The sequence below is a fragment of the Actinomadura rudentiformis genome (assembly GCF_008923185.1).
Taxonomy (GTDB): domain Bacteria; phylum Actinomycetota; class Actinomycetes; order Streptosporangiales; family Streptosporangiaceae; genus Spirillospora; species Spirillospora rudentiformis.
In genome coordinates this window covers 183103-197108 of the sequence record NZ_WBMT01000019.1, presented here as the reverse complement: position 1 = coordinate 197108, position 14006 = coordinate 183103, and the positions used below count along the sequence as shown (strand labels likewise).

Genomic DNA, 14006 nt, shown 5'->3' with positions numbered 1-14006 from the left:
GTACACAAGGAAGGGGGCACCTCCGTGGCAACGGGCAAGGTTCGCCCTCGGCGTAGCAAGGGTCCGGTCGTCGCCGTCACCGGCGCGGCCTCCGGGGCGGGGCGGCTGCTGGCCGCACGGCTCGCCGAGCGTGCTGCACATGCCGACGAAGTCGGCGCGGGGGGACGTCCCCCTTCGGGGCAACGGGTGCGCAAGGTCGTCGCGATCGACGGCCACCGTGGAGATGTGCCGGGCGTCACATGGCGTGTCGTGGACATCCGCGACCCGCTGCTGTCGAACCGGCTGTCGGACGTGGACGTGATCGTGCACGCCGACCTCGAATACTCCCCCGAGCTCGACCCCCGGGAACGCCGTACCCACAACGTCCGCGGCGCGCAGACCGTCGTGACGGCCGCGGCCGCCGCCCGGGTGCGGCGCGTGATCCTGGTGACGAGCGCGATGGTGTACGGGGCGGGCCCGGACAACGAGGTGCCCCTGAACGAGGACGCGCCGCTTCTCGCCGAGGCCAACGCCAGCATCGCGGGCGACTTCCTGGAGATCGAGGATCTCGCCGCGAGCGCGCCCATCACCCATCCCGGCCTGGAGGTCACGGTCGTACGGCCCGCCACCCTCGTCGGGCCGGGGATCGACACCGTGATGACCCGGCACTTCGAGGCGCCCCGGCTGCTGTCGGTCAAGGGCAGCACGCCCGCCTGGCAGTTCTGCCACATCGAGGACCTGGCGGCCGCCCTTGAGGTGGTGGTCGTCTCCGACGTCACGGGCCCGGTCGCGGTCACCTGCGAGGGCTGGCTCGGCTCCGACGAGGTCTCCGAGATCACCGGCAAGCGCAGCTTCGAACTGCCCGCCGCCGTCACGTTCGGCATGGCCCAGCGCCTGCACCGCCTCGGCATGACGCCGGCGCCCGCCACGGACCTGCACTACGTGACGTACCCGTGGGTGGTCGACGCCGCCCGCCTGCGCGCCGCCGGATGGAAACCCGCGTACGACAACGCGACCGCCCTCCGCGTGCTCATGGACGAGAGCGCGGGCCGGCACGCCGTCGTCGGCCGTCGCGTCGGCGGCAAGGAGGCCACCATGGCGACCGCCGCGGGCGCCACCGTCGCCGCGATCGGCGCCGCGGCCGCCATCCGCCGAGCCCGCAAACGCCGCCGCTGACCCGTCCCAAGACTGACCAGAGCCCGAGACCGACCAACCCGACTCCCGCCCTCTGGCGCCCACCCCTGGCACCCCCGCGCGGTCGCAGGCCGGTCCTCGGTAACGCGGGTCATGTGGTTGTGGCCGGACGGGGCTTGCGCCCCGCCCGGCCACGTGGATGGTCGGGGTCAGCTTGTCGGGGTGGGTGAGCCGGTCGGGGTGGGTGATGGGGAACCCGTTGGGCTCGGGGACGGGCTGGCGGCCGGCTTGGCGGCGGCTGCGGCCTGGGCCGCGGCCAGCGCGTCGCGGGCGGCCTTGATCTGCTTCCAGGCCTCGCCCATGGCGTTGAAGTCGCCCTTGCGCTGGGCGTCTTCGAACGCGTTGATCGCGTTCTGCAGGTCCGTGATCGCCTTCTGGGCGGACGCGCTGAGCTGGCCGCCCGTCTGGGGTTGGCCTTGCTGGCCGGGCGATGTCGGCGGCGCGACGGTACCGGTGCCGCCGAAGACCCCCTTGAGGGCGTCGGCGAGGTTGTCGCCTGCGGCCGACTTCTCCCCGTACCGCACCAGGACCTTGCGCAGGATCGGGTACGGCTGCTGGCCTGTGCCGCCCGAGACCTTCGCGTACACCGGTTCGATGTACAGGATCCCGTCGGCGAACGGCAGCGTGAGCAGGTTGCCGTAGACGAGTGTCGTGCCGGACTGTTTCAGCGGCAGCAACTGGGCCTGGACGCCCGGATCACTGCCGAACGAGCCCTGGACCAGCTCCGGCCCGTCCACGAGGGAATTTCGGGGGAGTTCCAGGACGCGGATCCGGGCCGGGTCGGCGCTCGTGTCGACCGCCATGAACGCGGCCAGGTTGCCTCGGCCACGCGGTGTGAACACCGAGGTCAGGGAGAACTGCGGTGCGCTGTCGCCGGGCATTCGCAGGGCCTGGTAGTACGGCGGCTGCGTCTTGCCCTTGGCACCCGGGTCCTCCGGCACCGACCAGAAGCCTTCACCGTTGAAGAACGGCCCGGGCTCGGTCACGTGGTACTTCGCCAGGATGCGGCGCTGCACCTTGAACATGTCCTGCGGGTAGCGGAAGTGGTCCTTGAGCCCGGGGACCTTGTCGATCGCGCTCTTGGGCTCCACGGTGCCCTTGAAGACCTTCATCCAGGTCTGGACGACCGGGTCCTTGTCGTCCCACTGGTAGAGGTGGATCGTGCCGTCATAGGCGTCCACGGTCGCCTTGACGGAGTTGCGCATGTAGTTGATGCGGTCGTTCGCCTGCCGGGCCACCGCCGACCGGGTGTCGGTGACGGTGTCGCGGGTGGCGTCGCCGAGGCTCGTCTGCTCGGAGTACGGGTAGCCGTTGGACGTGGTGTAGCCGTCGAGGATCCACAGGATCCGGCCGTTCACCACCGCCGGGTACGGGTCGCCGTCCAGCGTCAGCCAGGGCGCCGTCCGCTGCACCATCTCGCGCGGGTTGCGGTTGTAGAGGATCTTCGCCCCGGACTTGATCGCGCCGGAGAGCAGGAGGTTCTTCTCCTGGAACTTGGTCGCGAACAGCAGCTTGTTGAAGAACGAGTCGATCGGCACCCCGCGCGAACCCTCGTACTGGGTGTACGCCTGGCCGCCCGGGCTCTTGTCGTCGGGGAAGTCCAGCTCCTGCTGGCCCTGGCCGCCGACGACGGAGTAGCCGGGAGAGCGCTCGCCGAAGTAGATCTGCGGCTTGTCGACCTTGATCTTGGCGGCGGGGGAGACCGGCATGTCCTTGGTCACGAAGTCCGGGTTGCCGCCGGCCGCGATGCGGTCGCCGTACGCGGACACGAACCCGTAGCCGTGGGTGTAGACCAGGCGGTCCTTGACCCAGCTCTGCTGCCCGGCCGGCGCGCCGGAGACCTCGCGGAGCGCCACGATCGTGTCGATCGTCTTGTTGTCGACCTTGTAGCGGTCGACGTCGAGCGGGTCGGGGAACTTGTAGAAGTTACGGCCCTGCTGGAGCCGCTGGAACGTCTCGCCGACCACGTTCGGGTCGAGCAGGCGCACGCCGTCGCTCTGCAGCCGTCCCGACTCGGCGGTCAGCTTCTTGGCGTCGGTGGCCGGGGTGGCCCCGTACACCTCCGGTTTGACCCCGTCGACGCCGTACGCGGCGCGGGTGGCCTCGATGTTGCGCGCGATGAACTGGCGCTCCTTGGCCAGCTCGTCCGGCTTGACCTGGAACTGCTGGATCAGCAGCGGGTAGACGCCGCCGACCAGGATCGCCGACACCACCAGCAGGGTGAAGCCGACGCCGGGCAGCATCATGCCGCGCCGCGTGATGTTGACGAAGAACAGCGCGGCGCAGATCAGCGCGATGAGCGCCAAGATCGTCTTGGCCGGGAGCAGCGCGTTGACGTCGGTGTACGAGGCGCCGGTCACGACGCCGCGTTCGGAATGTGCCAGCCCGTACCGGTCGAACCAGTAGGCGAACGCCTTCAGCAGCACGAACAGCCCGACCAGGACCGACAGATGGGCGCGCGCGGGGCCGCTGGCCTTGTCACCGGGACCCTGCAGCCGCAGCCCGCCGTACAGGTAGTGCACGGCGACCGACGCCAGGATCGACAGGATCACCGTGGCGAAGACCACGCCCAGCACCAGCCGCAGGAACGGGTAGGTGAAGACGTAGAACGAGATGTCCTTGTGGAACTGCGGGTCTTCGAGCCCGAAGGACGTCCGGTTGAGGAACGCCAGGAACACCGGCCACTGGCCCGCCACCGACGAGCCCGTCAGCAGTCCCAGTAGCCCGAGGAGCCCGCCCGCGATCAGTTTGCGATGCGGATCGACGACGGCACGGTAGCGCTCCAGTCCCTGCTGCTCGACCGACAACGGCCGGTACGCGGGGCGCAGCTTGTAGGCGATCACCATGTTGGCGCCCACCACGACCGCCATCAGCAGGCCCGCGCCGAGGAACAGCAGGACCCTGGCCCACAGCTGCGTCGTGTAGACCGACGAGAAGCCGACCGAGCGGTACCAGAGCAGATTCGTCCAGATGGACGTGAACACCATGAACGCGACCAGCAGTATCGCCAGCGCGACCAGCACCGGCACCACCAGCCGCGTCCGGCCGGTGCCGAGCCGTCGCCCGAATCCGGGAGTCCGGAAGGTCAATGGCCTCTCCGTTTCAGGTCATGCCCACCGGCGGAGAGCCGGTGCTGTCTATGCAACTTACCGACTTGGCGGGGGGTTCCAGCATTTCCTTCGCGGGATTGGGGGGAAGATGACCACGTGAGTCTTCTGGAAGAAGTCGTGCTGGACCTCGAACGCCACTCTGCCCAGGAAGGATGGGACACCGCACCGAAGCTGTACGCGCTCGTGGAAAGCGCCGAACTGCGGCGCGCCGAGCCCGAGCTGGCCGATGATCTGGGCCTGCCCGCCGACGCGGACACGCTCGCCGCCCTGGAGCAGCCCGCGCTGCCGGAGCAGGGCGGGGTGGAGGACGCGCTGGCGACGATCGCCTGGCCGGAGGCGGTCGCGGGCTGTGCCCTCGTGATCGAACGGGTCGTTCTGCCGCCCGACGCCGAGGACGAGATCCCGGAGGACGAGAAGGAGGCCGCCAGCTGGGCCGCCGAGCACCCCAAGCGCGAGGACGTCCGCATGGTCGTCGGCGTGCTCCGCGACGGCACCCGCCATTCGGCCCTCCGCCTCCGCCGCCACGACACCGACGACGAGGTCCTGGTGGGCCCCGACCTGGTCCCCGCCCTCGCGGACGCCCTCATCGCCACGTTCGAACCAGACGAGCCGACCCAACAAGCCTGACCAGGCGCCAGGCCCCAGGCGCCAGGTGCCAGGCGGGCGGGCGGACGGGCGGACGGGCGGGGTGGCCTGGTTGCGGGTAACCTGCGTGAGGTGAGCGAGGTCATGGCTTCTGAGGACGTCATCCGGCTGATCGGTGTCCGGGAGACGCCCCTGTCGGTCGACGAGGTCTTCAACGCGGTCGGCGATCCCGGTGCGGGCGGCACGACGGTCTTCGTCGGCACCGTTCGCGACACCGACCATGCCCGCGCCGTCCGCCGGCTGTCCTACAGCGCTCACCCCACCGTCGAACGCGAGCTCCGTGCCGTCATGGAGAAGGTCGTCGCGGACTATCCCGTCAAGGCCATCGCGGCCGTCCACCGGATCGGCGAGCTGGAGATCGGCGATCTCGCCGTGGTGGTCGCGGCGTCCTGCCCGCACCGCGGCGAGGCGTTCGAGGCGTGCCGCCGGCTGATCGACGACCTCAAGGCCCAGGTGCCCATCTGGAAGCACCAGCTGTTCGAGGACGGCGGCGACGAGTGGGTCGGTGCCTGCTAGGCCCCCTGTGCGCATAGAGTTTCCGACATGTCTCGTCGTGCCGCCACGCTCACCCTCACGAGCGTGCTCGTCCTCATCTTCGCCCTCGTGGGCTCGTTCATGCCGGTGCCCTACGTCGCGCTGATGCCCGGCCCGACGAGCAACACCCTGGGCACGAACGACAAGGGCCAGCCGCTGGTCAAGATCGACGGACGCGAGGTCTACCCGGCCACCGGCCACCTGAACTTCACGACGGTCACCTACCGGGGCGGCCCCGGCGCCCGCATCGACCTCTTCACCGCCCTCCGCGGCTGGGTCGACGACGACGTGGCGATCGTCCCCGAAGAGACGATCTTCCCCAAGAACGAGTCGCAGCAGCAGGTGGACGAGGAGAACACCCGCCAGATGCGCGACTCGCAGCAGAACGCCGAGGCGGCCGCGCTCAACCATCTCAAGGTCCCGATCTCCATCCAGGTCCTGGTCGACTCCGTGCAGAAGGGCAAGCCCGCCGACGGCAAGATCAAGCCCGGAGACGAGATCATCGCGGTGGACGCGACGAAGGTCACCAGCGTCGCGCAGGTCACCGAGCTGATGGCCAAGCGCAAGATCGGCAACCCGGTGACCGTGACCCTCAAGCGCGGCGGCGCCGAGCAGAAGGTCTCCCTCACCACCGCCGCCTCGCCCGACGGCAAGCGGCCCGTGGTCGGCGTCGTCCTGGGCGACCAGTACAAGTTCCCGTTCAAGGTGGACATCAGCGTCGGCGACATCGGCGGGCCCAGCGCCGGCCTGATGTTCTCCCTCGCCATCGTCGACAAGCTCACGCCCGGCGCCCTCACCGGCGGCAAGTTCATCGCCGGCACCGGCACCATCACCCCCGAGGGCAAGGTCGGCCCGATCGGCGGCATCCAGCAGAAGATGATCGCCGCCCGTCACGCCGGCGCCACGGTCTTCCTGACCCCCGCGGACAACTGCACCGACGCCGTGGCCGCCCGCCCCGACGGCCTCCGCCTCGTCCGGGCCGACACCCTGGACAGCGCCATCAAGTCCCTGGAATCCCTTAACGCGGGTAAGAACGACCTCCCCGCCTGCCCCGGCAGCTGAGCCGATTTGGTCCATCCCCTCGCATGCCATACAGTTAACGCATCGCCGCGGGGTGGAGCAGTTCGGTAGCTCGCTGGGCTCATAACCCAGAGGTCGCAGGTTCAAATCCTGCCCCCGCTACAGGGTTTGGGGTTGGTGTGCTCGCGGAAAGCGCGAGCCGCCAACCCTTTCGCCATTTTTCCCAGGGGGCGACCCCCTGGAACCCCCGTGTGCGGGGCTGGGGATTGTGCGCCGCGCTGGGGTTTGTGCTCGGGTTTGTGGGGCTTTGGTTTGTGTGCGGGTCTGCGGGGCTGGGGTTTGTGCGCGACGCTGGGGTTGTGCGCTTGTATACGCGACTAGGCGCCGACCCCTTCGCCATTGCTCAGAACAGGCCGGGCATGTAGAGGGCGCCGTTTGAGGGTCGGCCTGTGGAAACGGCCTTCGGCGGTGGTGCTGTTCGGCCTCCTGTTTCCCTCCTTGCTTCTGGAGTGGCTTCGCCGGCTCGAATTCGGCGTGCGTATCCCAGTCTGTTCCTTCGAGGGCCGACGATCTTTGTGTCCTCTTGACATGTCACGGGACCTGAAGGTCCGAGCAGCGGGTATGTCGCGTACAACGTCGGATCGGCAAGGGCCTGATCATGGGGATGCTCAGCAGGGACATCGCGGTCGACCTCGGGACCGCCAACACCCGTGTCTACGTGCTGGGCAAGGGCATGGTCCTCGACGAGCCGTCCCTGGTGGCCGTGGAGGACGACAAGGTGGTCGCCGCGGGCTCCGAGGCGCAGCGGATGGTCGGCTGTGCCGCGGTCTCGGTCGAGCATCCCATGCGGAACGGGACGATCGCGGAGTTCGGCCTCGCCGACGGCATGCTGCGGCAGTTCATGACGCGGGCGAACAGGTGGGGCCGGATCGCACCGCCGCGAGTGGCCGTCGCGGTGCCGAGCGGGGCGACGGCGGTGGAACGGCGCGCGGCGCAGGACGTGGCCTTCCAGGCGGGTGCGCGTGCGGTGTACCTCGTCGAGGTACCGGTCGCGGCCGCGCTCGGGTGCGGGCTGACCATCGGGGACGCCAGGGCGGCCCTCATCGCCGACATCGGGGCGGGCTCGACGGACATCGCGATCATTTCCGCGGGTGGTGTCGTCCTCGCCCACACGGCGCGGATCGGTGGAGAGGACGTCGACCGGGCGATCGCCTCGTACGTCCGGTCGGAGCGCGCGATGCTCGTCGGGGAGCTGGCGGTGGGGAAACAGCTGGCCGACGGGCCGGGCGGGCTCGAGCTCCATGGCCGGTGGAAGGCCACCGGGTTGCCCGGCACGGTCGAGCTGAGCGCCGAAGAGGTCCGGGCTGCCGCGACCGAGCCGATCATGGCGATCGTGACCGCGGTACGCGCCGTTCTGGAGAACTGCCCGCCGGAGCTGTCCGGCGACCTGATGGACAGGGGGGTCGCGCTCACCGGTGGCGGTTCGCTGCTGCGCGGACTGGCCGACCTCCTGCGCAAGGAGACCGAGATCCCGGTGCAGATCGCCGACGATCCGTTCTCCGCCGTGGTGGTCGGGACCGCTCGGCACATGAAGGGGCTGGACACGCCCAGGCGGAAGCGCCGGTCACGGGGGTCACTGGTCCCTGTCGGCCGGGACCCGGTGAACGGTTCCTTCGTTCGGCGGCTGGATGTGGGTGGCGGGAAGCGTGGCCCAGCCTCGCGTGAACGGTGAGGAGATCCGCTTGGCGTTGCCGAGGTCGACTCCCGCGTGCGGATGGCGGGCGTAGAGCTCTTCTAGGGCGATGCGGGCCTGCAGTTTGGCAAGGTGAGACCCGATGCAGAAGTGCACGCCCGTCGCGAAGCCCAGGTGACGCGGGATCTCGCGGCTGATGTCGAGGGTGCCGGCGGTCGGGCCGAACTCGCGTTCGTCCCGGTTGGCCGCCCCGTACACCATCATCACCTTCTCGCCCGCCGGGATCTCGATTCCGTGCAGCGTGACGGGCCTGGTGGTCGTACGCGCCAATGCCTGGACCGAGCCTTCGAGGCGCAGGAACTCCAGCAGCGCGTTCGGGATGAGGGAGGGATCGGCGACGAGCTTCTCGCGCTGGGCATGGTGCCCGTCGAGGAGCGCGACGCCGTGCGAGATGAGGTTGCCCGTGGTGTCGTTCCCGCCGGCCACCATGACGAAGCAGAAGCCGAGAATGTCCCAGTCGGTGAGGCGTTCGCCGTCGATCTCCGCCCTGGTCAGTGTGCTGATGAGGTCGTCGACGGGGTCGGTGCGCCGGGCCGCCACCACGTCGCTGAAGTAGGCGAACATCTCGGCCACGGCCTCGACGGCGCCGCCTTCGCGGATGGTGAAGCCGTCGTCCTGCAGCGTGGTCAGCGCGGTCACCCACGGGTCGAAACGCGCGCGGTCGGCGGCCGGGACGCCGAGAAGATGGGCGAGGGCGAACGTGGGGAGCGGCGAGGAGAAGTCGCGGTGGAGATCGACCGGCTCGCCGTCGGCGGCCTTGCGTTCCATGGCGTCCAGGCGGCCCCGGACGAACTCCCGCAGCAGATCTTCGAGAGCGGAGATCCGGCGCGGCGTGAAGCCGTGACTGATCAGGCGCCGGAGCCGGGTGTGCCGGGGCGGGTCCAGCATGACCATCGTCGGGGCGAGGCCCAGCATGCCGATCTCATCCGGATAGAACGTCAGGCCCTGCGCGGAGGAGAACGTCGCGGGATCGCGGACCGCCGCCCAGACGTCGGCGAACCTCGACAGCGCCCAGAACGGCGGGTCGTCGTGCCGGTGCACGGGGTCGTCGTCACGGAGTCGCCGGTAGGCGGGATACGGGTCGGCCTGGAAGCTCGGGTCGAACGGGTCGTACGTGCTCACTTTAACGCCTCCCGTTATTAACGCCCCCTGTTAGTATCATCGGGTGCCGAGAGACGCAAGGGCGACCAAGGAGCTGCTGATGCGGGCCGGCGCCCGGCTCTTCGCCACCGAGGGCATCGACGCCGCCCGCACCCGCGACATCGTGGCGCTGGCCGGTCAGGGCAACGACTCGGCGATCACCTACCACTTCGGGTCCCGGCGCGGCCTCCTCGAAGCGATCCTCCGCGCCGGCGTCGACCGGATGGAGCCCGCACGAGCCGAGGCGCTCGCCACCCTCGACCCCACCGACCTGCGGGCCGTCGTCGAGGCCATCGTGGAACCGATCGCCGAGGAACTGAAGACCGAGGACGGACGGGACTTCCTGCGGATCGTGGTGCAGGTCGCCGGTCACGCGGGCGTACGGAGCCACACCGTGCCCGCCCTGATCCAGGACACGGCGATCGCGAGGCAACTCCACATGCTTGAAGACGCCTGCCGCGCGTTCCTCCCCGAACCCCTCGCGCTGGAACGCATCGCGGTGGTCATCGCGTTCCTCACCGCGGCCCTGGCCGACCGCACCGCCCGCGACGACTCCCTCCTCGACCACGACACGTTCGTGGCCGATCTCGTCGAGATGCTCACCGCCGCCCTGCGCGCCCCGGCAATCAGTTCGCGTTCACCCTCCGGACCCTATAGAGTTAACGCATCGCCGCGGGGTGGAGCAGTTCGGTAGCTCGCTGGGCTCATAACCCAGAGGTCGCAGGTTCAAATCCTGCCCCCGCTACAGGGTTTGGGGTTGGTGTGCTCGCGGAAAGCGCGAGCCCCAACCCCTTCGCCATTCCCAGGGGGGCGACCCCCTGGAACCCCCGATGCAGGGGCTCCGCCCCCGCACCCCCGTCAGGGCTTCGCCCCTTTGGGGCTTCGCCCCATCGTGGGGCTTCGCCCCATTCGCGGGGCTCCGCCCCTGCACCCCCGTTGGGCTCCGCCCCTGCGCCACCGTTGTGCTTCGCCCCGGCACTTCTCGGGTTTTGTTCCTCTCAGGGCTTCGCCCCCACTCCGGTTGGGCTTGCCGTTCGGGTTCCGCCCGGCACCGTCGGGATTCCGTCTCGTTCCGGGCTTCGCCCCCAGCGCCCTGTGGGCCCAGCACCCCACGGAGCTCCGCCCCTGCACCCCTGCTGGGCTTCGGTCGTTCGGGGTTCGCGCCGCATCTCCATGGGGTTTGCGTCCCTGGGCTCCGCCCCCGCGTTCGCATGGACTTCGCCCCGTTTGCGAGGTTCTGACCCTTTGGGGTGGCCGCCACTTCGCCCACGTTCATGGAGCTTGGCCCCGGCACACCTGGGCTCCGATTTGCTCTGCTTAGGACATTCGCGCTTCCTCCACTGGCTCCGCCCAGCATCTGGCCTGGCCATGCGAATCGGTGGCCCCTGCACTTTCCAGTGCAGCTTGCCTAGTCGAGCGGGCGCGGATACCCAGGTCACTGGCTCCGGATCGGGTTGGGCCAGCGGTGGCTGGGGGCGTGGATAGCCTGGGGTGGTGCGGAGAGTTGCGGCTGGGGTTGCGGACGTTTGTTGCGTGCTGGTGTTCGTTCTGATTGGGCGGGCCTCTCATGATGAGGCGGCTAGCTTGGGCGGGTTTGTGACTACGGCTTGGCCGTTTCTCGTGGGGCTGGCGGTGGGGTGGGGCGTTACTCGCGCCTGGCGTGAGCCGTTTGGGTTTTTGCCGGCTGCGGGGATCTGGGTGATGACGGTTGCGGTTGGCATGGTGCTGCGGGCGGTGTCTGGGCAGGGCACAGCTGTCGCGTTCGTTGTTGTCGCGACGGTCTTCACGGGGGTGACGCTGCTGGGGTGGCGGTTGGCCACTAGGCGTCTAGTGACTTCATGATGAGTGGCCAGGAACGGTGCAGCTCGTACTTCCAATAGGCCCAGCTGTGTGTGCCTTTGGGGTAGAGGTGCGTTGTTATCGGGATTCTTAGTTGTTTGAGGCGCTTGAGGAACGGCTGGGTGGTGTACCAGCAGAACGCCTCGGCGGGGTCGGCTGCTTGTGCGGTCGGGGGATCGAGCGGGCCCTTGACGCCTCTCCGGGCGACCGAGAGGAAGAGCTTGGTGCCGCGCAGGCCGGCGGCCATCGACACCGGGTCGTGCGCCGCCCAGATCTTGCGTTGGAGGAACGGGTGTCCCCACATTGCGTACTTGTCTGTGAACGGGCCCAGGCCGGTCATCAGTACGTCGGGCGCGCCGTTGGTGAGGGTGGAGGCGTAGCCGCTGTACGAGGCGGCGAAGCGGAACATGCCGGGGTGGCGGGCCGCGTAGATCAACGCGCCGTACCCGCCGGAGGACTGGCCTAGGACGGCGCGCTTTTTGCCTGCTCGGTATCTCTTTTCCAGGAGAGAACGCAGTTCTGTGAGGTGGAACGTCTCCCAGGCCGGGCTGCCACCTCGGCCGTAGTGCCACCAGTCGGTGTAGCCGCCCGCGAAGCCGCCTTCGGGCATGACGACCAGGACTTGGCGGCGGGCGGCCAAGGTGGCGATGTCGGATTTCTTGGACCAGGCGGTGTAGCGGTCGTTGCCGCCGTGCAGCGCCCACACGGTCGGCCAGGTGCGCTTCGCCTTGCGCGACCAGCCCTTGGGCACGAGGAGCCGGACCTTGAGCGTCTTGCGCATGGCCTTGGATTTGACGGTGAGCTCCAGCATCTGCGAGCTCAGCCGTTTCTCGTCTGCGACCGTCGCGCCGCTGAGTAGTGCGGCGGTGAGGCTGATGGTCAGGGTGGCCGACAGCATGTGATCTCGTTCCTGGTCGCAGGCTCGTGCGACGGTAACAACGGGATCAATGGTGAGGGAATGGTCAGGTGTGAAGTTTTTGGTCGGGGCGGTTGTCACCGGTCTCACAAGTTCGGGTGTGTGGGAGTCCGCCAATGTGTGAACGGTTTGGTTTGTGATCGTCGCGGTTGACGTGGATGCGGGCGTCCTGGTGAAGTTACTCACGAGTCACACGCGAAAGGGACCCCGCATGACATCTGCGCTGCGCGACTGGCTGGACAAGCCGAACATCCGACGCGGCGTGCACCTGGCGAGCGATGACGGAGGGTGGGAGTTCCGCGACTACGGCGAGCTGGCGTCGGCCGCACGTCGTACCGGTGGGGCGCTCATCGAGGCAGGCGTCCGGCCCGGTGACGTGGTGTGCATGATCCTTCCGACCGACTTCACGTGCATCGAGACGTACTACGGGGTCTGGGCGGCGGGTGCCACCGTGTGTTTGATCACGCCGCCGTTGTTCCAGGACGGCGACGACTATGTCGCGCATGTCGCGGCGATTCTGCGCCAGGCCGAGCCGGTGTTGACGATCGCCTCGGCTGATCTGGCTCCGCTCGCGGCCCGTGCCATGGAGCAGGCCGGGCTGGACGGGGAGCCTTGGGAGCCCCGGCAGGCTCCGATCGAGGCCGATGTGCAGGAGGTGGGCGAGCTCGCGCTGCTGCAGTTCACGTCCGGCTCCAGCGGCGCGCCGCGCGGGGTCATGGTCACCTGGGACAACCTGGAGGCCAACACCGAGTTGATCGCGCGCAGCGCCGGGTTCGACGACGAGGACACCGTCGCCTCGTGGCTGCCGCTCTATCACGACATGGGGCTTATAGGGTGTTTTCTCACACCGATCGCGCGGCAGGCTCATCTGAAGCTGATGCGGCCCGATCACTTCATTCGGGATCCTGCGCGGTGGGTTCGCTGTTTCGCCGAGGCGCGGCACACCGCCGCCCCGCCGTTCGCGTACGCGTACGTGGCGCGGCGGGTGAAGCCGGAGCAGCTGGAGGGGGTCGACCTTTCGGGCTGGAAGACAGCGATCATCGGGGCCGAGCCGATCGATCCGCACTCGCTGGAGGTCTTCGCCGAGTTGCTGGAGCCGTTCGGGTTCTCGCGCCACGCGTTCAAGCCCGCGTTCGGCATGGCCGAGACCACGCTGCTGGTCACGCTGGACGAGGTGGAGCGCGACCCGCTGGCCGTACGTCCTGACAGTGCGTCGCTGGCGTTCGGGCAGCCTGTACGGATCCTGGAGCAGCATGATCTGGGGCCGCAGTCGGTGGGCGCCAAGACCGGCTGGGTGGTCGGATGCGGCACACCTCAGGAGGATGTGCCGGTCACGATCGTCGATGACGACGGCCGGGAGCTGCCGGAGGGTTGTCTGGGCGAGATCGTTGTGGGGGGTGAATCCGCCTGCCCGGGCTACTACGCCGGGGCCGAGGGTAAATCGACGCGCTTCGATGGTGGCAGGGTCTTCACGGGCGACGCTGGCTTCTTTCATAGGAGTCAGCTCTTCGTGCTCGGCCGGATGGGCGACAGCATCAAGGTGCGCGGCCGTTCCGTGTACGTGGAGGATCTCGAAGCCAAGATCGCCGAAGTCAGCCGGTTGGGTCGGGGCCGCATCGTGGTCACCGCCGTCCCGGGCGCCGGGCAGAAGGGGCTGGCGCTCTTCGCCGAGACGACCGACGACTCGTGGGCGCCCGATGTCCGCGAGATGTTGCGCCGCCGGCTGGGGGACGAGGGCGTCGAGGTCACCATCGTCGTCGGCACCGGACTGATCCAGCGCACCTCCAGCGGCAAACCGCGCCGTCGTTACATGTGGGAACGCCTCCAGGCTGGGAAGATGGACGGAGCCCGGATCGTCTCCGCCCCTTGTTGATAA

11 protein-coding genes and 2 tRNA genes are annotated in these 14006 nt (G+C 68.9%); 10 read left to right on the top strand and 3 right to left on the bottom strand.

Features of this window, described 5'->3' with window-relative positions; genetic code table 11:
• The first annotated feature begins 24 nt into the window (after positions 1-24).
• A complete protein-coding gene (locus F8566_RS35295) occupies positions 25-1155 on the top strand; it encodes an NAD-dependent epimerase/dehydratase family protein (protein WP_151566202.1) in 1131 nt (376 codons plus the stop codon).
• Positions 1156-1322: 167 nt separating this feature from the next.
• On the opposite strand, the gene F8566_RS35290 is transcribed toward F8566_RS35295, so the two are convergent.
• Positions 1323-4262, bottom strand: a complete 2940-nt coding sequence (locus F8566_RS35290) for a UPF0182 family membrane protein (RefSeq protein ID WP_151566201.1) — start codon at positions 4260-4262, stop codon at positions 1323-1325.
• Between the two features lie 117 nt (positions 4263-4379).
• Between F8566_RS35290 and F8566_RS35285 the strand changes: the two genes are divergently transcribed.
• From F8566_RS35285 to mreB, 5 genes are all read left to right on the top strand, one after another.
• Positions 4380-4910 carry a PPA1309 family protein gene (locus F8566_RS35285; protein WP_151566200.1) on the top strand — a complete coding sequence of 177 codons (531 nt, stop codon included), beginning with the start codon at positions 4380-4382 and terminating at the stop codon, positions 4908-4910.
• Positions 4911-5012: 102 nt separating this feature from the next.
• Entirely contained in the window at positions 5013-5444 is a 432-nt protein-coding gene (locus F8566_RS35280) for a molybdenum cofactor biosynthesis protein MoaE (protein ID WP_151566199.1), read from the top strand.
• Between the two features lie 27 nt (positions 5445-5471).
• Positions 5472-6524 (top strand): YlbL family protein, encoded by a 1053-nt coding sequence (locus F8566_RS35275; protein WP_151566198.1) that lies wholly within the window; start codon positions 5472-5474, stop codon positions 6522-6524.
• A 46-nt stretch (positions 6525-6570) separates the two neighbouring features.
• Positions 6571-6644, top strand: a tRNA-Met gene (locus F8566_RS35270).
• Between the two features lie 496 nt (positions 6645-7140).
• The gene (gene mreB / locus F8566_RS35265) at positions 7141-8214 is read left to right on the top strand and encodes a rod shape-determining protein (RefSeq protein ID WP_151566197.1); all 1074 of its coding nucleotides are present in this window, start codon (positions 7141-7143) and stop codon (positions 8212-8214) included.
• Here mreB and F8566_RS35260 read toward each other — a convergent pair.
• A complete protein-coding gene (locus tag F8566_RS35260) occupies positions 8116-9357 on the bottom strand; it encodes a cytochrome P450 (RefSeq protein WP_151566196.1) in 1242 nt (413 codons plus the stop codon). The two genes, mreB and F8566_RS35260, sit on opposite strands and share 99 nt — an antisense overlap.
• A 43-nt stretch (positions 9358-9400) precedes the next feature.
• Between F8566_RS35260 and F8566_RS35255 the strand changes: the two genes are divergently transcribed.
• From F8566_RS35255 to F8566_RS35245, 3 genes are all read left to right on the top strand, one after another.
• A complete protein-coding gene (locus tag F8566_RS35255) occupies positions 9401-10069 on the top strand; it encodes a TetR family transcriptional regulator (protein WP_225993786.1) in 669 nt (222 codons plus the stop codon).
• Positions 10047-10120, top strand: a tRNA-Met gene (locus F8566_RS35250). The genes F8566_RS35255 and F8566_RS35250 overlap by 23 nt, the downstream gene beginning before the upstream one ends.
• A 746-nt stretch (positions 10121-10866) precedes the next feature.
• Positions 10867-11217, top strand: coding sequence for a DUF3054 domain-containing protein (locus F8566_RS35245; RefSeq protein WP_151566195.1), 351 nt, complete (start codon positions 10867-10869; stop codon positions 11215-11217).
• Here the strand turns inward: F8566_RS35245 and F8566_RS35240 are convergent.
• Positions 11195-12112, bottom strand: a complete 918-nt coding sequence (locus F8566_RS35240; protein ID WP_151566194.1) for an alpha/beta hydrolase — start codon at positions 12110-12112, stop codon at positions 11195-11197. The two genes, F8566_RS35245 and F8566_RS35240, sit on opposite strands and share 23 nt — an antisense overlap.
• A 229-nt stretch (positions 12113-12341) precedes the next feature.
• On the opposite strand from F8566_RS35240, the gene F8566_RS35235 reads away from it, so the two are divergent.
• Positions 12342-14003 carry an AMP-binding protein gene (locus F8566_RS35235; protein WP_151566193.1) on the top strand — a complete coding sequence of 554 codons (1662 nt, stop codon included), beginning with the start codon at positions 12342-12344 and terminating at the stop codon, positions 14001-14003.
• Positions 14004-14006 lie beyond the last annotated feature (3 nt).